Below are 19,835 nucleotides of genomic sequence, written 5' to 3'. Positions count from 1 at the left end.
TCCTCAGATACACGTCGATGCAGCCCGGCAGCGATGTTGGAAATTGACCGTTTTTTCATATCCTCAGCTAGCCACTTTGGTCTGGTCAGCAAGGGTGCCCGCTGGACCCAAGCGTCCTTACCGTCTGTAATGGCATCGTTGCCGGGCTTCGGGCGATTCTGTATGGTGGATCATCGACCTACCCGACGAGATCCCGAATGACGCACGCTGCAGACCCGCTTCCGCAACCGATTCGCTCCGATGTTCTGATTGTCGGCGCTGGCCCCGTGGGCCTCTTTGCCGCTTTCGAAGCGGGTGTGATCGGCCTGTCATGCCAGATCGTCGATGGGCTCGACAAGGTGGGCGGGCAGTGCATTGAGCTCTATCCGGACAAGCCGATCTACGACATTCCCGCGATTCCCTCGTGTACCGCGCGCGAACTGGTCGAACGGCTGTTGGTGCAATGCAAGCCGTTCGATGTGCCGATTCATCTCGAGCAGCGAGTCGAGTCGGTCGAGCAGCGCGACGATGGGCGCTGGACCGTGCGCACCGACCGCGGCCTCGTATTCGACGTGGCGGCGATTCTGCTTGCCGCCGGGAATGGTGCGTTCGTCCCGCAGAAGCTGGCGCTTGCCGAAGCCGTGCCGCTGGAGTCGCGTCATGTGCACTACAGCGTGCAACGTCTCGCGGATTTCGCCGACAAGACGGTGGTGGTAGCCGGCGGCGGCGATTCCGCGCTTGACTGGGCACTTGCTCTGCGCAAGGTTGCGCGGCGCGTGACGCTGGTGCATCGGCGCAACGGCTTCAGTGCGGCGAATTCGAGCGTCGAGCTGATGCGGCGTGCAGTCGAGGCGGGCGAGATGGATTTCATTGTCGGCGCTATTTCGGGGCTCAATGTCGAGGACGATACGTTGAAGTCGATCTCACTGCGGCATATCGAAGGTGAAACGCAGCTCCATAGCGAGCAACTCGTTGTGCTGTACGGGTTGGTTGCCGATCTGGGACCGATCGCTCAATGGAATCTCTCGATCCACGGTGGCCGTGTGGATGTGGATACGTCCAACTACGAAAGCTCTCGGCCTGGCATCTTCGCGGTGGGCGATATCGCTAACTACCCGAACAAACAAAAGCTGATTCTGTCGGGTTTTCACGAGGCATCGCTGGCTCTGCGCAAGGCGTATGCGTATGCGTACCCGGAGAAGAAGCGAGTGCATGTCCATTCGAGTTACGACGCGAAACTCGCGGAAAAGGTCGCCGCTTCGGGCTGACGGTTCGGCGCCAGCGGCCGGAGAAGTGGCCGAGGCAGCGCTGATGGTGCGGCTGCCGGGCGGATAGGACCCCGGATCCCGGCGGCGCCCATTCGTCTGTTTATTTGCCCAGCCGGGGCATATCCAGATCTGACGTCCGCAAATTTATTATTGACAGTATCTGACTATGCAGCTATATTTGTTTCAACCGACAAGGAACCGCATATGGATCACTACACGCCGGAGAATTTCAATCTGACGCGCAGCGTGGGGTTTGCCATCAACAAGGCGCGCAATGTGCTGATCACTGAAATGGACGCTGCGCTGAAGGATCTGGACATCACCAGCCAGCAAATGGGCATTCTGATGTCCTTACGCGACAGCGTCGCAACCACGCCGTTCGAGTTGTCCAAGCTGCTCGGTATCGACACGGGCTTGATGACACGCATGCTCGACAAGCTGGAAACCAAGGGCTTGCTGGAGCGTTCACGCAGCATTGAAGACCGCCGCGTCGTCAATCTGAAGCTGACAAAAGCGGGAGAAGCAGTCGCCGGGCGTCTGCCGGAAATCGCGCCGGTGGTGCTCAACGGCCGCCTGAGGAAATTTACGAAAACCGAGTTCCAGGAACTGCGCCGCCTGCTCTACAAATTTCTCGAAGACTAAGCGCATAAGGACAACGCTGCGGGAAATCGCAGCCGTTTTTTTATCCATATATCTGACGAGTCAGAAAATGCAAGTGCAGTTAAATCAACGGAAAATCGGCTCGAGAGTCGCGAAGGCTGGCGTGACGTTGATCTTCGCGGCCGTGTTATCGGCTTGTGCGAACTACGCCGGTATCTCGAGCGACAAGCAGATGGCGGCGCCGCAGACCTACGCGACTCAACAAAGCATTCCGGCGGATAACGGCCACTGGCCGGCGGCCAATTGGGCCGATCAGTTCGGCGACGCGCAACTCAAGTCGCTACTGGAAGAAGCACTGAAGGGCAATCCGTCGATTGAACAGGCGAGGGCGCGTGTTGCTGCTGCCGCCGCATACAGCGAAACGGCCAAGGCCAGCACGATGCCTCAAGTCGGCGCGACGTATTCGTTCACACGTCAGCAGTATTCGGGCACGGCGCTGGTGCCGCCGCCGTATGGCGGCTCGTGGCAATCGGAGAACAAGGGCCTGCTGTCCGCTTCGTACGATCTCGACTTGTGGGGCAAGAATCGCGAAGCGTTGAAGGCGTCCCTTTCCCAGTTGCAGGCGAGCGAGGCCGACGCTGAAGTCGTCAAGCTCTCGCTGACCTCAGCGACGGCGCGCACCTATAACCAGCTTGCGCGGCTGTATGCGCTGCACGACATTGCGCAACAGGAAGTCACGCAGCGCGAGCAGATCGACCGCATCACCGCCGGGCGTATTGCAACCGGCCTCGACACGCAAGTCGAGCGCAAGACCGCGCAAGCGAATCTTGCGACGAGCCGCGCGAGCCTGGCCGCGCTCGACGGCGACATCCTTACCACCCGCTATCAACTGGCCGCTTTGCTCGGCGCCGGGCCGGACCGCGGTCTCGCGATCGCACGTCCGACACTCGGTATCGGCGACGAAGTGCGCCTGCCTGACAATCTGCCCGCCGATCTCGTGAGCCGCCGTCCGGATCTGGTCGCCGCAAAATGGCGCGTCGACGGCCTCACGCACGATGTGAAGGAAGCCAAAGCGGAGTTCTATCCCGACATCAACCTGAGCGCCGCGATCGGCCTCGACGCATTCGGGTTCGGCCGCTTCCTGACTGCGGCGAGCCGCACGGCATCGGTCGGTCCGGCGATCCATCTGCCGATCTTCGACGGGGGTCAGTTGCGCGCGCAACTGAAGGGGCGCTACGCGGATTTCGATTACGCCGTGGCGACGTATAACCAGACGCTCATCACCGCGTTGTCCGAAGTCGCGACGCAACTCGCCCAAATCCGTTCGACCGACGAGCAGCTCGGCGACGCTGAGGCCGCTCAAGAAGCCGCCCGCAGCGCCGACCAGCTTGCGCTCACGCAGTACAAGGCCGGTCTCGCGAATCAGCTCACCGTGCTGAACGCCGACACCACGGCGCTTGCCGCCGATCAGCAGGTCGCGAATCTGAAGATGAACCGGCGTGACCAGCAAATCGCGCTGGCTGCCGCACTCGGCGGCGGTTATACCGACAACGCAAGCAATAGCACGAGCGAAGCGGCATCGGCCGCATCAGCATCGGCTGCACAAACCAACCCCGTCGTCGCCGCGCGCTGATGCGCCACCGCGACACTTCTTACATCCTGTCAGGAGCCACACAATGAGCGATACGATCAGCACCGGCCGCACGACGGCGGACGCGGACCAACCCCAAACCCAGCAAGTGCAAGCACCCACGAAGCGCAAACTGCTGCTCGCCTTGCTCGCCGCAACCGTCGTGGTGGCCGGCGCAGGTTACGGCGCGTACTACTTCACCAACGGCCAATATTATCAATCGACCGACGACGCCTATGTCAGCGGCAACCTCGTACAACTCACGCCGCAAGTGAGTGGCACGGTGATCGCCGTCAACGCGGACGACACGCAGATCGTCAAGCAGGGCGCGCCGCTCGTGACGCTCGATAACGCCGATGCGAAAGTCGCGCTGTCGAACGCCGAAGCGACGCTGGGTCAAACGGTGCGGCAAGTCAGCGGCCTCTATGTCAACAACGACTTCTACGCCGCAACCGTCGCGCAACGTCAGTCGGATCTCGCGCGTGCCAACGACGATCTGAAGCGCCGTCAGGCCGTGGCCGACACCGGTGCGGTATCCGGCGAAGACATCGCGCACGCTCGCGATGCGGTCAGCTCCGCGCAAGCCGCACTCGACGCGGCCCGCCAGCAGGCCGAAGCCAACCACGCACTGACCGACCGCACGTCGATCGAACAACATCCGAACGTGCAGGCGGCAGCATCGAAAGTGCGCGACGCCTACCTGAATTACGCGCGCAACACGTTGCCCGCACCTGTCACGGGCTATGTCGCGCGTCGCTCGGTGCAGGTCGGGCAACGCGTGGCGCCGGGCACCCCGTTAATGGCCATCGTGCCGCTCGACGGCGTGTGGGTCGATGCGAACTTCAAGGAAGGGCAACTGAAGCACATGCGCATCGGCCAACCGGTCACGCTCACCGCCGATGTTTACGGTTCGAGCATCAAATATCACGGCCGCGTGGTGGGATTCTCCGCAGGTACGGGTGCCGCGTTCGCTGTGTTGCCCGCGCAGAATGCGACCGGCAACTGGATCAAGGTCGTGCAGCGATTGCCTGCGCGTATCCAGCTCGACCAGAGCGAATTGAACGCGCATCCGCTGCGGATCGGTCTGTCGATGCAAGTCGACGTCGAAACGCGCGACGAGTCGGGCACCCAGCTCGGCGCTGCAATCGGCACCTCGTATCGCACGGACGTTTTCGCTCAGTATGGCGCGGACGCGGATGCGGAGATCGCAAAGATCATCGCGCAGAACATGCCGGCGGAGCATATGGCCGCGTCGAACGCGACGCAGAAAAACGCCGTCCACAAAGCGGGTTGATCGGCGCTACTTAAAGACGTGCCAATTTTTTTAGGCAATTAGCTGACAAGTCAGATATATATCTCCGAACAGGTGATGAAATGAATGGATCGACCCGCCCCGCAGCGCTCCCGCCTTTGACTGGCGGCAAGCTCGTGCTGGCGACGCTTGCCGTGGCGTTAGCCACGTTTATGAACGTGCTTGATTCGTCGATTGCGAACGTGGCGATTCCGACGATCGCGGGCAATCTTGGTGTGTCGGTGGACGAGGGCACGTGGGTAATTACGCTGTTCGCCGCCGCCAATGCGATTGCGATTCCTTTGACCGGTTGGCTCACGCAGCGCGTCGGGCAAATCAAGTTGTTTGTGTGGGCCATTCTGCTGTTCGTGTTTTCGTCGTGGCTGTGCGGCATTGCGCCGAATTTGCCGGTGCTGCTCGCCGCGCGGATTTTGCAAGGCGCGGTGGCCGGCCCATTGATTCCGCTGTCGCAAGCGATCCTGCTCGGCTCATATCCGAGAGAAAAGAGTTCGCATGCGCTGGCTTTGTGGGCGATGACCGCGACGGTCGGCCCGATCGCCGGTCCGGCGCTCGGCGGCTGGATTACCGACAGCTACTCGTGGTCATGGATTTTCTACATCAACATTCCTGTTGGCATCTTTGCAGCCGGCGTGACGTGGGCGATCTACCGAACGCGTGAAACGCCGACGAAGCGCTTGCCGATCGACAAGGTTGGGCTGATCTCACTGATCGCATGGGTGGGTTCGTTGCAGATCATGCTCGACAAAGGCAAGGACCTCGACTGGTTCAACTCGCCGGTGATCATCGCGTTGACGGTATTCGCGAGCATTAGCTTCGTGTTTTTCGTGATCTGGGAGCTGACGGAGAAGAATCCGATCATCGATGTGAAATTGTTCGGAGGGCGCAATTTTCTGGGCGGGACGATCGCGATTTCAGTCGCGTACGCCGTGTTTTTTTCCAACCTCGTGTTGTTACCGCAGTGGATGCAGGAATATCTGAACTACCGTTCGGTGGACGCCGGTTTGGCGACCGCGCCGCTCGGCATCTTTGCGGTGATCCTTGCGCCGGTGATGGCGAAGGTCATGCCGAAGTCCGATGCGCGGGTGCTGGCGACGCTGGCGTTCCTGGGCTTTGCCGGCGTGTTCTTCATGCGCTCGCACTACACGACTGGCGTGGATACGTGGACGCTGGTCTTGCCGACGTTGTTGCAAGGTATTCCGACCGCTTTGTTCTTTGTACCGCTGACTGCAATCATTCTTTCGGGACTGGCGGCTGACAGGATTCCGGCGGCCGCGGGTCTGTCCAATTTCGTGCGGGTGTTTGCGGGCGCGGTGGGAACATCGCTCGCGGCGACGGGGTGGAACGACCGAACGATCATGCATCACGCCAGGCTGGCTGAGCAGACGAGCGTGAACAATCCGGCATTCACTTCTGCTCTGGATGCTGTACAAAGTTCGTTGGGCGGAAGTACGTCGCAAGCGATGGCGTTCTTCGAGAATTCGCTGAATACCCAGGCGGCGATGCTCGGGTTGAACGATATTTTCTGGCTCTCAGCCGTGATATTCGTGGTGATCATTCCGTTGATCTGGGTGACGAAGCCGGATAAGGCGAGTGCGGCCGCGGCGGCAGGCGCCGGGGGGCACTGAGAGTTTATTCGTCTGTTGTTAGTTTGCGCTTCGATAGAGCCCGGTAGTGACCGAAAGGCCATCCACCGGGCTTTTTTTACATGACGGTTATTTGCCGGCGGGCTGGCTGGCCGCTGCAGCCGCGCTGGCAGCTTTGTCTTTCTTTTTGGCCTCATGGTGGCCAATTGCACAGCCTGCTGCGGCGCCCGCGACAGCATGATCGCCGGCAACGTGGCCAGTGACGCCGCCCACCACCGCGCCTTTGGTGCAACCTTCAGCGTGAACGGCAGTGTGGGTGAAGGCGAGCGCTGCGGTAAGGGCGAATGTTGTCAATGCTAGTTTCAAGTGGGGCTCCTGGTTTTGGTAGGGGTGCATTGGGGAAGTAGCAATTGCAGGGCCAGGGGCGCAGTGGCTGCGTGAAACGAGTGGCGCACATGGAGCAAACGGCGCTCACGCACCATCGCGCGCGTGCCTGGCCGTTCTACTCCTCGCCCTTAGCGGAAACCTTAAGCGAAGCAGCGGCGACTCCCGGTGTATGCTTTTGGACGGACACAATAATATTTCCCACCATGACCAAGCTTGATGTCCCTTCAGCCGGCGAACACGGCGAGCCCGCCGAAGACCCGGCCCCCACTCAGCCGAGCGCGCTCGCCGGCGTGAATTACTGGACGCTGGTGCAGGCGATCGAAGACTACGCGATCTTCCTGCTCGACGCGACCGGGCACATCGTTAGCTGGAATGCCGGTGCACAGAAACTGAAGGGTTATACGGAAAAGGAGATTGTCGGCCAGCACTTTTCGCGCTTCTACACTGCCGAAGCAGTAGCGCGCGGCTGGCCGGCCTACGAGCTGCAACAGGCGTCGCTCACTGGCCGCTTCGAAGATGAAGGCTGGCGCGTTCGCAAGGACGGCACGACTTTCTGGTCGAACGTGATCATCACGGCGATCCGTAACGACGCGGGCATCCTCACGGGCTTCGCCAAGATCACGCGCGATCTGACTGCGCAGCGCGAGCATCTGGAGGCGCTGCGGCAAAGCGAGGAGCGGTTCCGTCTGCTGGTGGACAGTGTGAAGGACTACGCGATTTTCATGCTCGATCCGGAAGGCCACGTGATCAGCTGGAATGCGGGCGCCGCGCGCATCAAAGGTTATACGCGCGACGAAATTCTCGGCCAGCATTTTTCGGTGTTCTACCTGCCTGAGGAACTGGCGGCAGGCAAGCCGGCGCGCGAGCTGGCGATCGCCCGGCATTTCGGTCATGTCGAGGACGAAGGCTGGCGCGTTCGCAAGGACGGCACGACCTTCTGGGCCAACGTCAACATTACCGCCGTGTATGACGAGTCGAACCGGCTGCGCGGTTTCGCCAAGGTCACGCGCGATCTGACCGAGCGGCGTCAGCGCGAAGAGCTCGAGCGCTCCGGCGACCGCATGCGCAAATTTCTCGCGACTCTCGCGCACGAATTGCGCAATCCGCTCGCTCCGGTGCGCAACGCGATCGGCGTGATGCAGCTCGAAGCGGGGCTGAGCGCCACGCTGGCGCGTTCGCGCGATCTGATCGATCGTCAGGTCACCCACCTCACGCGGCTGGTCGACGACCTGCTTGACGTCGGCCGGATCATGTCGGACAAGGTCGAGTTGCGTCTTGCTCGTGTCGATCTGGGCGAACTGGTGGCGCGCGCAATCGAAGCAGCGCGGCCGTTTACGGATGCGCATGGGCAAAGTGTCGTGTCACATATACCGCTTGAGCCGGTACTCATCCGCGGAGATATGACGCGACTGGTGCAGGTGCTGCAAAACCTGCTGCATAACGCGTCGAAATTTTCGCCATCCGGCAGCCGTATCGAGATCGACGGCCGCGTCGACTACAACATGGCCGTGCTGGAAGTGCGTGACTCGGGTTGCGGCATTCCCGTGCGCTCGCTCGACACGATCTTCGAGCTGTTCGCGCAGGAAAAGGACGCACAAAGCCCCGGCGAAGGCGGCCTCGGCATCGGCCTCACGTTGTGCAAATCGCTGGTTGAATTGCATGGCGGCAGCATTATCGCGAGCAGCGAGGGGGCGGGGCGCGGCAGTACGTTCACGTTCAGTCTGCCGCTTGTCGCCGCGCGGTCCGAAGACCCTGCCGATCAGGCGGGCACGACGGCGGGCATGATTGAGCCGTTGCGGATTCTGCTGGTCGACGACAATCGCGACTCGGCCGACAGTCTCGCGATGCTGCTTGAACTCAAGGGTCACGAAGTGCGCATCGCCTACGAGGGTGCGCAGGCGCTCCAGGTGGCGCCGCGCTTTGCGCCCGACCTCGCAGTGATCGACATTGCGATGCCGAAGATGGACGGTTACGCGACGCTCGCGGCGCTGCGCGAGATGCCTGCGCTCGCCGGCACGACGTTCGCCGCCATGACCGGCTTCGGCCACGCAAGCGATCGCGAGCGCACCAGCGAGGCCGGTTTCCACGCGCATCTGGTGAAACCGGTGGAACTTGCGCTATTCGATGCCTTGCTGACGCGGGTCGAAGAGCAGCGGCGGGGCGGTCCCGACTAATCGTCAAAGGCCTCGGTTCGTTCCTGCCGGGCTGTCGCCGCTTCCTTGGTGCCGGGCCGCTGTCGCGACCTGCCTTCCTGCCTGCCGGGGCGCCGCCGCATCTTTCCTTCGTGCCTGCAGGGCCGCCGCCGCGTCTTTCCTCCATGCCTGCAAGGCCGCCGCCGCGTCTTCCTTCATGCCTGCAAGGCCGCCGACGCATCTTTCCTCCCTGCCTGCAAGGCCGTCGACGCATCTTTCCTCCCTGCCTGCGAGGCCGCCGACGCATCTTTCCTCCCTGCCTGCGAGGCCGCCGACGCATCTTTCCTCCCTGCCTGCAAGGCCGCCGACGCATCTTTCCTCCCTGCCTGCAAGGCCGCCGAAGGCGGCCTCTAGTGCCTGATACCCCCTGAACATGGTGACGTGCCAAGGCTTTGATGCCTGCGGCACGCCGCTTGCTGTTCGTCTGCAAGCGCCGCGGCTATTGAAAGTACGCAGGCATAGATCGAACCGCTTCAGGGAGGCACGATGCTCGATACGCGTGATCGTGCGACCGGCGCTAGTGCGCGGTCGCCGGAAAGTCCCAGCCGAACGCGCGCTCCCGAACCGCTCGCGGGATGCCCTGCGATGAGGCCCGCGCAATCTGCCGCGCCGCTTGAAGTTTTTCTGCGTGACACGCGTTTCGATGCGAACGCTCCCGCCGCGCTTGGCGGGGTTTTACGCGCATTGGTCGAATGCGGCTACGACCGTTCGCCATGCCTGCCGTTGCCGGGGCACGGCCAGACCCTGACGCGCTGGCGTGCCCTCGCCACTGTTGCAGCGTGCGACCTCGGCCTCGTCAAACTGTTCGAAGGCCATACCGATGCGCTCGCCATCCTCGCCGAATTGCACGGACCCACACCGCCCGCGGGCAGCCGCTGGGCCGTGTGGGCCGCGGAGCCGCCCGATGCGCGCGTGCAGGTAAAAAAAGTAGGAACCCGAACCGATAACGTGGATCTGCGCCTCGCCGGTACCAAGGCCTGGTGCTCGGGCGCCGCCGTAGTCAGTCACGCGCTCGTCACTGCATGGCTCGACGATGAACCCGTACTCGCAGCCGTCGCGATGGACGAGGCTTCGATCTCGATCGATGCATCGAAGTGGCAAGCGGTGGGCATGCAGGCAACCGCGAGTGCCGACGTCACCTTCGATCAGACACCGGCTACGCTCGTGGGCGCTGCGCATGCGTACGTGCGCCGCCCGGGCTTCTGGCATGGCGGCGCGGGCATTGCCGCGTGCTGGTACGGCGCCGCCGCGCAGATCGGCCGGACAGTGCTCGACGCGTCCATGCAACGCGCCGACGCGCATCGGCTCGCTCACCTCGGCGCGATCGATGTCGCTTTAGCGGGCGCCGCTGCGGTGTTGCGCGAAACCGCTGCTCATATCGATGCGAACCGCCACGCCGATGCGCAACGTGAAGTCATGCGCGCACGCCTCGTCGTCGAAGAGGCGGCGACTGCGGTGATGCGCCATGCGACGCGAACGCTCGGCGCCGGCCCAATGTGCCGCGATGCACGCTTTGCCCGTGCGTTGGCGGACCTGCCGGTGTTCTTGCGGCAAAGCCATGCCGAACGCGATCTTGCCGCGCTCGGCGAGTTGACCATCAAGGCGAAGATTGACGCCAACGCCAACGCCAACGCCAACGCCAACGCCAACGCCAACGCCAACGCCAACGCCAACGCCAACGCCAACTCCGCCGCCGGAGGTTCACCGTGGCTGCTCTGACGCGATCCATGGAGGGCCGCTGACATGTCCTCACCCGTGGTGTATTTCAATGAACTCTACAAAAGCAGCGACGACCCGTGGCACCTGCGCGAAGGCTGGTACGAGCGTCGCAAGCGCTCGCTCACGCTTGCGTTGCTGCCGCGACCGCGCTATCACAATGCATTCGAACCGGGCTGTGCGAATGGTGAGCTGACGGCCGAGCTGGCGACGCGCTGCGATGCGCTGCTCGCCGCCGATCTGCACGAAACAGCGGTGCGTGTCGCACGCGAACGTGTTGCCGGTATGCAGCAGGTCCGCGTCGAACAACGCACTGTGCCGCACGAATGGCCGACCGAAGCAGGGCCGTTCGACCTGATCGTCATCAGCGAATTTGCCTATTACCTCGATGCATCCGACCTCGAAACGCTGGCCGCGCGAATTGCAGCATCGCTCACGCCGGACGGCACGTTGCTCGCGTGCCACTGGCGCCGTCCGTTTGCCGAAGCGCTCGAATCCGCTGATGCCGCGCACGCATTGTTCGATGCGCGTTGCGGCCTTTCGCGTCTCGCGCATCACGACGAAGCCGATCTGCTAATCGACGTATGGTCGCGCGACGCGCGTTCGGTGGCGCAGCGCGAGGGGCTCCTATGATCGGCGTGATCGTTCCGGCGCATAACGAAGAGGCATTGCTGGCGCCTTGTCTTGCCGCGTTGATCGAAGCATCGCGGCACGCCGATCTGGCGGGCGAGGCGGTGCGGATCGTCGTCGTGCTCGATGCCTGCAGCGATTTCACCGGGGCAATCGCGCGTGCTTACGGCGTCGAGACGCTGACGCTGAAGGCGCGCAATGTCGGCATCGCCCGTGCGACCGGCGCCGACTTTTTGCTGGCGGACGGCGCCCGTTGGCTCGCTTTCACTGACGCCGATAGCCGCGTGTCCCCGGGCTGGTTGGTCGCGCAGTTGTCGCTGGACGCGGACGCGGTGTGCGGCTCGATTGCGGTGGACGACTGGACCGCGCATCCGCACAGCGTGCGCGAATATTTTCGCAAGACCTATGTGGACGCCGACGGTCACCGCCACGTGCACGGCGCGAATCTCGGCGTCTCGGCCGAAGCGTATCGACGCGCCGGCGGCTTTCCACCGCTCACGTGCAGCGAAGACGTCGCGCTCGTCGACCGGTTGATCGCGACCGGCGCCCGTATCGCGTGGAGCGCGGCGCCGCGCGTGATCACGAGCGCGCGTAAGGCGGCCCGAGCGCGCGGCGGCTTTGGCGACACGCTTGCTGCATGGGCGACAGGCTAATGCGCTCGGTGGCAGCAGCCCGTTTGAGGTTCGATTCGTGAACACAAGACGGCGGCACGCCGCGAGGAGGGCACATGAGGGACGCGTTCCTGGTGTTATTCGGCGAAGGCAGGAATCTCGATCCGCTGCAGATGGGCCTGCGCTCGATAGCCGTCTTTCTGATCGCCCTGACGCTGATCCGGCTATCGGGCCGGCGCTCGTTCGGGCAGCGTTCGCCATTCGATTCGGTGGTGGTGATACTGCTCGGTGCAACATTGAGCCGGGCGATTGTCGGCGCGTCGCCGTTTATCGCGACGACCGTGGCCTCGGTCGTGATCGTCCTCGCGCATCGGCTGCTGGCCTGGGCTTGCATGCGTTCGCCGGCGTTGGAGCGGCTGGTGGGCGGGGTAGAACGCGAGGTGTTCAGCGACGGCAAATTCAATGCGCGCGAAATGGATGCCGCTCTGATTACCGTCACCGATGTTCACGAGAGCGTCCGGCAGAAAACCGGCTCGCGCTCGATGGACAATGTGGCCGCGGCAATTCTCGAGCGTAACGGCGAAGTGAGCGTGATCCGTAAGAAGGATTAACGAGGTGCGACTTTCACCCGCGCCCGCCTCGCGAAATCTCTTCACCCGCGCGATGCGGCATGCGCAGCGTGACCGGAATCGACGCGAACGAGCACAAGCCCACCACCAGAAACGCGGGCCAGAAATCCGACCACATGATGCCGGGATGTCCATGCAGCACGCGCGAAATCTGCAGCACGATACCGCCCACCGTTACGCCCAGGCCGAGTGACATCTGTTGCACGACGCTGCCGAGACTCGTCGCGCGCCCCACATCGCGGCTGGCGATTTCCGCGTAAGTCAGCGAGTTGAGACTCGTGAATTGCAGCGCGGGGAAGAAGCCGCCCAGCAACACGACGAACCAGATGATCCAGGTCGGCGTGCCGGGGAAAAACAGTCCGCACGCCGCGATCGATATCCCTGACAGCGCCGCGTTCACCACCAGCACCGAACGGAAGCCGAAGCGATGCAGCACGCGCGAGGCGACCGTGCGCATGAACATGCCGCCGAACGCGGACGCGCAGGTGATCAGGCCGGACTCGAATGCGCTCATGCCGTGTCCTTCCTGCAGCATCAGCGGCAGCAGAAACGGCAACGCGCCGAGGCCGATGCGAAACAGCGACCCGCCGAGAACGCTCGCCTGGAAAGTCGGCACCTTGAAGAAGCGCAGATCGAGCAACGGAAGTTTGACGCGCTGCGCGTACGCGACGTAGCCCACAAGCAGAACTGCGCCGCTCGCGCACATGCCGAACGCGTCCCGATTCGACATGAGTTCGCCGCCGACTAGCGACAGTCCGAGCAAAAGCAGCACTGCACCGGCCGCCGACAGAAAAAAGCCGATCCAGTCGAGCGGCCCGGGGTCGGGTTCGCGCGTGTTGGCGATATGCCGGTTGGTCAGATAGATGCCGAGAATGCCGATCGGCACATTGATGAAGAAGATCAGACGCCAGTGGAGATAGGTAGTGATGAAGCCGCCGAGCAGCGGCCCGGCGGCCGGTCCGAGCATCGCGGGGACGCTCAGATAATTCATCGCGCGGATAAAGTCGGACTTGTGGACCACGCGGAAGATGATGATCCGCCCGACCGGCACCATCATCGCGCCGCCGACGCCTTGCACGAAACGGGCGAGGGTGAAGGTGGCCAGCGAGTTCGACGCGGCGCACAAGAGCGAGCCGGTCACGAAGATGCCGATCGCGGTGCGGAAAATCGTGCGCGCGCCGAAGCGGTCCGCCAACCACCCGCACACCGGGATAAAGACGCCGAGGCCCAGCACGTAGCTCGTCACCGCGATTTTCAGCGTGACCGGATCGCGCCCGAAGTCGCGCGCCATGGCGGGCAAGGCGGTAACGATCACATTCGCATCCACGCTTTCCATGAACATCGCGCACGCGACGATAAGGGGCGCAATCAGGGCTTTCTGGGCGACGGTCATGAGAGGCGGGCGTTCTGCGGCGGATGGTCGCAGGCAAAGGGGTCATTATTGCACCTGTACGGTGCGGATGGTTAATAGCGCACCGCCTGATGCCGCCCCTTTCTGAGATTGCGTGGGTCGCGGATGTGACCGTCGCGCAACATGCCGCCGACATTTTTGATATTTGTTGCGGTGCGGCACGAGAGGACTATAATCGGGTTATTGCCTAGGTATAAACCCTATACAGGAGTCCACCATGAACACCGCTTCTAACGCCGCTACCGCCCGTACTGCACCCGCCGCTAACACATGGCTGGGCAAGCTCCGCGCGCTGACTCTGCATGCGCTCAACCTGCATCTGCAAAACTGCGCTGTGATTGCCGAAGCGTATCGCCGCCCGCAGTAAGCGTTCTACGCGGCGCCAGAGTCAGCACAGGCGCTGCACGGCAAAGCACGGCGCGCGTATGCGCAGTGCCAGTCGCCGGGCCGTCCGCCGTGTCGCCGGATTGTCTCCGGGCTACCGACCGTGGCGAGCAGCCGACAGTATTGATCGCCTCTTTACCGGCCCGGAATCTCGAATACCAGACAGGTCGTCGTGGCATGCGCGTAGAGCGTGCCATCGGGGCCGACCAGGCGAGCTTCCGCCGTCGCCAGTTGCCGTCCGCAATGAATCACCTGGCCCTCGGCACGCACGCGTAGCACGCGCGGTGTCACCGCTTTCACGTAATTCACGCTCAGCTCGGCGGTGGTGTAGCCACGGCCCGGCGGCATCATGGTGTGCACCGAGCAGCCTAGCGCGGAATCGAGCAAGGTGGCGATCCAGCCGCCATGCACGGTGCCCAGGGGATTCAGATGCTGCGCGAGCGGGGTGCCCTGAAACACCGCGTGCCCCGCACTGACTTCGACAATCGTAAAGTCCAGCGTGCGCGCGATGGCGGCGTAGGGCAGTTCCGCGTTCATCATCGCCTGCATGACTTCCAGGCCGGTCTTGCCCGCCACCTGTTCTGGGCTTGCGACGCCGGGGCCCGGTCCGGCGTTAAGCGTTGCCAATACTTCCTGCTCGCGTGCGAGCCAGCGTTCGAGTTGATTTTCGTTCGTCAATCTGTGTCTCCTGTCCTGAGGGAAGCGTGCTGCGGAATCGATGCATCGTCATCGATTAGAGCATCAAACCGCTTCAGGGCGCTGGAGGGCTGCCTCTGGATCGCCGGCACGCGCAGCGCCAGTGTCTTTCACATAAGGTCCGGATTGCCCGTGCGTTAGTCTCTGGTACGCGACGCCACCGCGCGCCGCACGTGGGTCGCTCGCGCGGACAGCGCGCTCATCAAAAGCGCAATCGACACCAGCCCGACCAGATACACGCCGGCCATTACCCAATCTTGATCTGCCATCTTCATTTCCCTTCAATTACCGCCATTCCCGGCGCGAAAACCCGACATTCCATCGTGCTATTGCTCTCGATTACGGCACGCGAGGCGGGAATCTTGATGGAGCGAATCAGTCTTTAAATCAGTGCGCGATCGTTCGGTATCGGCGCGATGCGGGCGCGACGTCGAATCTTCGTCTCGCGCTCTTCAATAAGCGTTTAAAATCCAGCCTCTTGTCGCGCGTGGCGGTCCTCATCAGCACGGCAAGCCAATCGGCAATATCGACCGTTTTATCGGTGCGAATTGCTCAGTCATGCGCTCTGTCATGCCGCGAAGCGTGTTCAGCTTCAACTACCGGCCCAGGTTAAAACCCGACGAATTGAATGACATTGGCTGACACTGTCAACCTTTTCAACACTTTGCCGTTATCCATTTGTAATCGCCGAAGTAAGGCGACGCCGTGGCAGACGACCCGTCGCTGCGACACTACGCAAGGCCCGCATTGACCATGTTCCACCGATATAACAATAAGTTCGACCGGCTAGGCGCGATGTTCGACCGTGTATCGAACACGCTTGGAAAATGGAGCATCCTCTCGCCCGTGCTCGCACTCGTCATTTGCGCGCTGCTGCTGGTCGTCTTGCAACATCTCTCGCAAGCGGTTGACTATCGCTCGGTCGTGCGCCAACTGCAGCACCTGACGGCGGGCGAGTGGGCCGCGGCGCTCGGCGCGACCGCGCTCAGCTATATCGCGCTGGTCGGCCGCGATGCAGTCGGCTTACGCTACCTCGGCGCCACGGTGCCGCGCGCGGCGCTGTGGATCGGCGCGACCGCGGGCTCCGCGCTCGGCAACGCGACCGGTTTCGGCGCGTTGACGGGCGGCGCCGTGCGTGCGCGCGTCTACGGAGTGTCGGACGTCACGCCCGCGCAGATCGGCCGCATGACCGTGTTCACGAGCGTTTCACTGGCGCTCGCGCTGGTGCTGATGACGGCGCTCGGCATGGTATGCCTCGCGGACCCGCTCGCGGCGATGCTGCATCTCCCGCCGCTCACGCTGCGTTGGAGCGGCGCTGCGCTGCTCGCCGTGCTCGGACTCGCGGCTGCCGCCTGCCGCCGCGAAACGCGCCCGATCCGCACGCGCTGGCAGTGGCTGTCGTTTGATATCCCGGCGCGCCGCGACCTGCTCGCGCAAGTGGCCCTCGCCGTACTCGACGTGGTGGCCGCGGGCCTCGCGTTGTGGGCGCTGCTGCCGCATGCGGACGTCAGCTTCGTGACCTTCATCACCGTCTATGCCGCCGCGATGCTGCTCGGCATGATCGGCCACACGCCTGGTGGCGTCGGCGTGTTCGAAGCAGCAATGGTGTTCACGCTGAACGGCAGCGTGCAAACGCATCAGATGGTCGCGGCGCTGCTCGCCTATCGCGCGATTTACTTCGGCGTCCCGCTGATCGTCTCGGCGGCCCTGCTCGCCGGCTTCGAAGGCCGCGCGCTGAAAAGCCGTTTGCCGCTGCGGCACGCGGCAGGTGCATATAAACTCGCGCCGCTGTTTCTGAGCCTCGTGACTTTCGTGGTCGGGGGCATGCTGGTGATTTCCAGCGCGACGCCCGCGTTCTGGCATCGCATCCGCATTCTGCGCGACGTACTGCCGCTGTGGGTGCTCGAAAGCTCGCAGATGCTGTGCAGCGTGCTCGGCGTGCTGCTGTTGTTCGTCGCGCGTGGTTTGCTGCGGCGTCTGGATGCCGCGTGGTGGATGACCTTGCTGCTGGCGGTGCTGAGCCTCGCGCTGTCGCTGACCAAAGGTCTTGCATTCGTGGAAGCGGGCGTGCTCGGCATGCTGATCGCGCTGCTGCTGTCCACGCGCCGCCGTTTCAACCGTCATTCGTCGCTGTTTGCCGAGCGCTTTACGGCGGGCTGGCTAGTGTCGGTGGCGATGGTGCTCGCGCTCGCCGTCTGGGTGATGCTGTTTGCGTTCCGCGACGTGCCGTACACACGCGACCTGTGGTGGCAATTCGCGTTCGACGAACGCGCCCCGCGTGCGTTGCGCGCGACGCTGGCTGCGAGCCTGTTCGCCGCAACGTTCGCGTTCTGGCAGTTGCTGCGCCCCGCGGCGGGTCGTTTCGTCATGCCCGCGCCGCAAGATCTGCAGGACGCGGCGCGCATCGTGCGAGCCCAGGAGCGTAGCGACGCCGGTCTCGCGCTGATGGGCGACAAGAGCTTCCTCTTTTCCGAATCGCGCGAAGCCTTCCTGATGTATGCGAAAAATGGCCGCACGTGGGCCGCGCTTCACGATCCCGTCGGTCCGCGCGAGGAGTGGGCCGGTTTGATCAGCAAGTTTGTCGCGCTCGCGCATGCGCACAGCGGCCGCGCGGCGTTCTATCAGGTGCGCGCCAATGCCTTGCCGCTCTATCTCGACGCCGGCCTCACGCTGATGAAGCTCGGCGAAGAAGCCCACGTCGTGCTCGACGATTTCGACCTGAAGGGCTCGCATCGCGCGCATCTTCGCTATGCGTTAAAGCGTGGCGAGCGTGACGGCTTTACCGTCGAAGTGATCGATCAGGCCGACGTGCCTGCGTCACTCGAAACGTTGCGTGAGATTTCCGACGGCTGGCTCGATAGCCGCGACGCGCGCGAAAAGAGCTTCTCGGTGGCCGCGTTCACCGACGAGTACCTCGCCGCGCAATCCGTGATGCTGGTGCGCCAGAACGGCGAGCCGGCCGCTTTTGTGACCTTCATGACGACCGATATGAACACCGAAGCGACGGTCGGCGTGATGCGGCACGTGGAAAGCGCGTCGCCGTATGCGATGGAGTATCTGTTCACCCAACTGGCGCTGCATCTGAAGCAGGCGGGTTTCCGCTCGCTCAGTCTTGGCATCGCGCCGCTCTCCGGCATGCAGCCGACACCGCTCGCATCGCGTTGGCATCGGCTGGCGGGCATCGTGTGGCGCTTCGGCGGCCGCTTCTATAACTTCCGCGGACTGCGTGCTTTCAAGAGCAAGTTCCAGCCGCATTGGGAACCGCGCTATCTCGCGGCGTCGGGTTCGGTGGGCGTGTTCTTCACGCTCGCGGACCTGTCATTGCTGGCAGGAGGCCGGCGTTCATGACATTGCATCCGTTTTATAAGCTCGCCCTTGCGGCGAGCCTCGTTGTTGGCAGCGCGGCCGCTTTTGCGACGACCACCACCGTGTCCGGCGGCCGTTATGGCGACGTGACGGTGACACAGCCGGTCGGCCCCTTGCGCGGCTTCGTGGTGCTTTACTCGCCCGCCTCCGGCTGGAGTGCAGCCGACCAGCAAACCGCCGACGCGCTCGCCAAGGCCGGCGCGTTGACTGTCGGCGTGGACACCGCGCGCTATGTGGCCAATCTGAGTGCGAAAAGAGAAGCCTGCCATCAACTGGTGGGCGATGCTGAAGCCTTGAGTCATCAACTCGAACGGCAATCGCAATCGAGCCGCTATTTCGCGCCGATCGTCGCCGGTACGGGGCAGGGCGCGACGCTTGCGATGCATGTGCTCGAACAGGCGCCGTCGAATACGGTGGCCGGTGCGGTCTCGGTGGATGCCGAGCGCAATCTGGATCCGCGCTTTCAACCGTGCCCGCCGGACCCGACGATCATCCGCGACAAGGTGCCGGGCTTCGTCGAAAAGGCGGCGCCCGGCAACGGCGATCGCACGCGACTCGTTGCGATGGTGACGCCGCATTTGCAGATGATGTCGACGAACGATGACGACGTCTCCGATCTGCCGCTGATCGAATTGCCGGCGGCGCATCCGAACGGCCTGATGGCGGTCGTGATTTCCGGCGACGGCGGCTGGCGCGATCTCGACAAGACCATCTCGCTCGCCTTGCAGAAAGACGGCGTCTCGGTGATCGGCATCGACAGCCTCCGCTATTTCTGGAGCGAAAAGACGCCGGCGCAGACGAGCCACGATCTCGCGCGCGTGATGCAGACCTATGGGGCGCGTTGGCACGCGGAGCATATTGCGCTCGTCGGTTATTCGTTCGGCGCCGACGTGATGCCGTTCGCCTATAACCGCCTGCCTGAAACGCTGCGCGCGAAAGTGTCGCTGGTTGCGTTGCTAGGCTTTGCACCCGACGCCGATTTCCAGATCCGTGTGGGCGGCTGGCTTGGCATGCCGGCGAGCGATAAGGCCTTGAAGGTGCAGCCCGAATTGACGCGTGTACCGCCTGCAATCGTGCAGTGCTTCTACGGTGAAAACGAGAAAGACACCTTGTGTCCGGCGCTTACCCAAAGCGGCATCACGGTGATTCGTACGTCGGGAGATCATCACTTCGGCCGCGACTACAACGCGCTGGAGCGGCGCATTCTGGACGCTTTCAGGAAGCAAAGCGGTGTGCGTGATTAGGCCATGTGCATGACGCGCGTCGCCAGCAGTGGCGCGCGGCCCGCAACTGCGCGTCGCCAAAACAGGGATTGACAAAGCCTGTCAAGTCAACGAAGATCGAACACATGAACTGCCTCGACATCCGTATTGCGCTGATTATTAGCACCATTCATCGAATGGTGGGTTAGCGCGTCTGATAACAGTGACACGCAGTGACA

17 protein-coding genes are annotated in these 19,835 nt (G+C 63.0%); 13 read left to right on the top strand and 4 right to left on the bottom strand.

Going from position 1 to position 19,835, the window contains the following annotated elements; translation table 11 throughout:
* Positions 1–197 precede the first annotated feature (197 nt).
* The 5 genes from HHL24_RS04965 (at position 198) to HHL24_RS04945 (ending at position 6,414) form a co-directional block, all read left to right on the top strand.
* The gene (locus tag HHL24_RS04965; protein WP_169484331.1) at positions 198–1,247 is read left to right on the top strand and encodes an NAD(P)/FAD-dependent oxidoreductase; all 1,050 of its coding nucleotides are present in this window, start codon (positions 198–200) and stop codon (positions 1,245–1,247) included.
* A 204-nt stretch (positions 1,248–1,451) separates the two neighbouring features.
* The gene (locus HHL24_RS04960; RefSeq protein WP_169484329.1) at positions 1,452–1,889 is read left to right on the top strand and encodes a MarR family winged helix-turn-helix transcriptional regulator; all 438 of its coding nucleotides are present in this window, start codon (positions 1,452–1,454) and stop codon (positions 1,887–1,889) included.
* Between the two features lie 67 nt (positions 1,890–1,956).
* Entirely contained in the window at positions 1,957–3,480 is a 1,524-nt protein-coding gene (locus HHL24_RS04955) for an efflux transporter outer membrane subunit (RefSeq protein WP_169484328.1), read from the top strand.
* 43 nt (positions 3,481–3,523) lie between these two features.
* Positions 3,524–4,771: an HlyD family efflux transporter periplasmic adaptor subunit gene (locus HHL24_RS04950; RefSeq protein WP_169484327.1), complete on the top strand. Its 1,248-nt coding sequence runs from the start codon at positions 3,524–3,526 to the stop codon at positions 4,769–4,771.
* 80 nt (positions 4,772–4,851) lie between these two features.
* Positions 4,852–6,414 (top strand): DHA2 family efflux MFS transporter permease subunit, encoded by a 1,563-nt coding sequence (locus HHL24_RS04945; protein ID WP_169484326.1) that lies wholly within the window; start codon positions 4,852–4,854, stop codon positions 6,412–6,414.
* 87 nt (positions 6,415–6,501) lie between these two features.
* On the opposite strand, the gene HHL24_RS04940 is transcribed toward HHL24_RS04945, so the two are convergent.
* On the bottom strand, positions 6,502–6,768 hold the full coding sequence (locus HHL24_RS04940; RefSeq protein ID WP_407947472.1) for a hypothetical protein: 267 nt from the start codon (positions 6,766–6,768) through the stop codon (positions 6,502–6,504).
* Positions 6,769–6,962: 194 nt separating this feature from the next.
* Here HHL24_RS04940 and HHL24_RS04935 point away from each other — a divergent pair, with 194 nt between their 5' ends.
* From HHL24_RS04935 to HHL24_RS04910, 5 genes are all read left to right on the top strand, one after another.
* Positions 6,963–8,933 carry a PAS domain-containing hybrid sensor histidine kinase/response regulator gene (locus tag HHL24_RS04935; RefSeq protein WP_169484324.1) on the top strand — a complete coding sequence of 657 codons (1,971 nt, stop codon included), beginning with the start codon at positions 6,963–6,965 and terminating at the stop codon, positions 8,931–8,933.
* A 603-nt stretch (positions 8,934–9,536) separates the two neighbouring features.
* Positions 9,537–10,670 (top strand): acyl-CoA dehydrogenase, encoded by a 1,134-nt coding sequence (locus HHL24_RS04930; protein ID WP_230417330.1) that lies wholly within the window; start codon positions 9,537–9,539, stop codon positions 10,668–10,670.
* Between the two features lie 24 nt (positions 10,671–10,694).
* Positions 10,695–11,300 carry a class I SAM-dependent methyltransferase gene (locus HHL24_RS04920; RefSeq protein ID WP_169484323.1) on the top strand — a complete coding sequence of 202 codons (606 nt, stop codon included), beginning with the start codon at positions 10,695–10,697 and terminating at the stop codon, positions 11,298–11,300.
* On the top strand, positions 11,297–11,950 hold the full coding sequence (locus HHL24_RS04915; RefSeq protein ID WP_169484322.1) for a glycosyltransferase: 654 nt from the start codon (positions 11,297–11,299) through the stop codon (positions 11,948–11,950). Before HHL24_RS04920 ends, HHL24_RS04915 begins: the two co-directional genes overlap by 4 nt.
* A gap of 74 nt (positions 11,951–12,024) precedes the next feature.
* Positions 12,025–12,519, top strand: coding sequence for a DUF421 domain-containing protein (locus HHL24_RS04910; RefSeq protein WP_169484321.1), 495 nt, complete (start codon positions 12,025–12,027; stop codon positions 12,517–12,519).
* A 13-nt stretch (positions 12,520–12,532) separates the two neighbouring features.
* Here HHL24_RS04910 and HHL24_RS04905 read toward each other — a convergent pair whose 3' ends face one another.
* Positions 12,533–13,930, bottom strand: a complete 1,398-nt coding sequence (locus tag HHL24_RS04905; RefSeq protein ID WP_169484320.1) for an MFS transporter — start codon at positions 13,928–13,930, stop codon at positions 12,533–12,535.
* Between the two features lie 235 nt (positions 13,931–14,165).
* Here HHL24_RS04905 and HHL24_RS04900 point away from each other — a divergent pair, with 235 nt between their 5' ends.
* Positions 14,166–14,315, top strand: coding sequence for a hypothetical protein (locus HHL24_RS04900; protein WP_169484319.1), 150 nt, complete (start codon positions 14,166–14,168; stop codon positions 14,313–14,315).
* 152 nt (positions 14,316–14,467) lie between these two features.
* Here HHL24_RS04900 and HHL24_RS04895 read toward each other — a convergent pair whose 3' ends face one another.
* Complete coding sequence (locus HHL24_RS04895) at positions 14,468–15,010, bottom strand: PaaI family thioesterase (RefSeq protein ID WP_169484317.1); 543 nt, start codon at positions 15,008–15,010, stop codon at positions 14,468–14,470.
* Positions 15,011–15,165: 155 nt separating this feature from the next.
* The gene (locus HHL24_RS44530) at positions 15,166–15,297 is read right to left on the bottom strand and encodes a hypothetical protein (protein WP_268966682.1); all 132 of its coding nucleotides are present in this window, start codon (positions 15,295–15,297) and stop codon (positions 15,166–15,168) included.
* Positions 15,298–15,823: 526 nt separating this feature from the next.
* Between HHL24_RS44530 and mprF the strand changes: the two genes are divergently transcribed.
* Together mprF and HHL24_RS04885 are read left to right on the top strand one after the other, a co-directional pair.
* Complete coding sequence (gene mprF, locus HHL24_RS04890) at positions 15,824–18,376, top strand: bifunctional lysylphosphatidylglycerol flippase/synthetase MprF (protein ID WP_230417345.1); 2,553 nt, start codon at positions 15,824–15,826, stop codon at positions 18,374–18,376.
* Positions 18,373–19,638 carry a virulence factor family protein gene (locus HHL24_RS04885; protein ID WP_169484316.1) on the top strand — a complete coding sequence of 422 codons (1,266 nt, stop codon included), beginning with the start codon at positions 18,373–18,375 and terminating at the stop codon, positions 19,636–19,638. Before mprF ends, HHL24_RS04885 begins: the two co-directional genes overlap by 4 nt.
* Positions 19,639–19,835: the final 197 nt, after the last annotated feature.

The organism is Paraburkholderia polaris (assembly GCF_012927345.1).
Taxonomy (GTDB): domain Bacteria; phylum Pseudomonadota; class Gammaproteobacteria; order Burkholderiales; family Burkholderiaceae; genus Paraburkholderia; species Paraburkholderia polaris.
The sequence above is the reverse complement of the archived record's forward strand: the minus strand, read 5'-3'. Positions and strand labels throughout refer to the sequence as shown.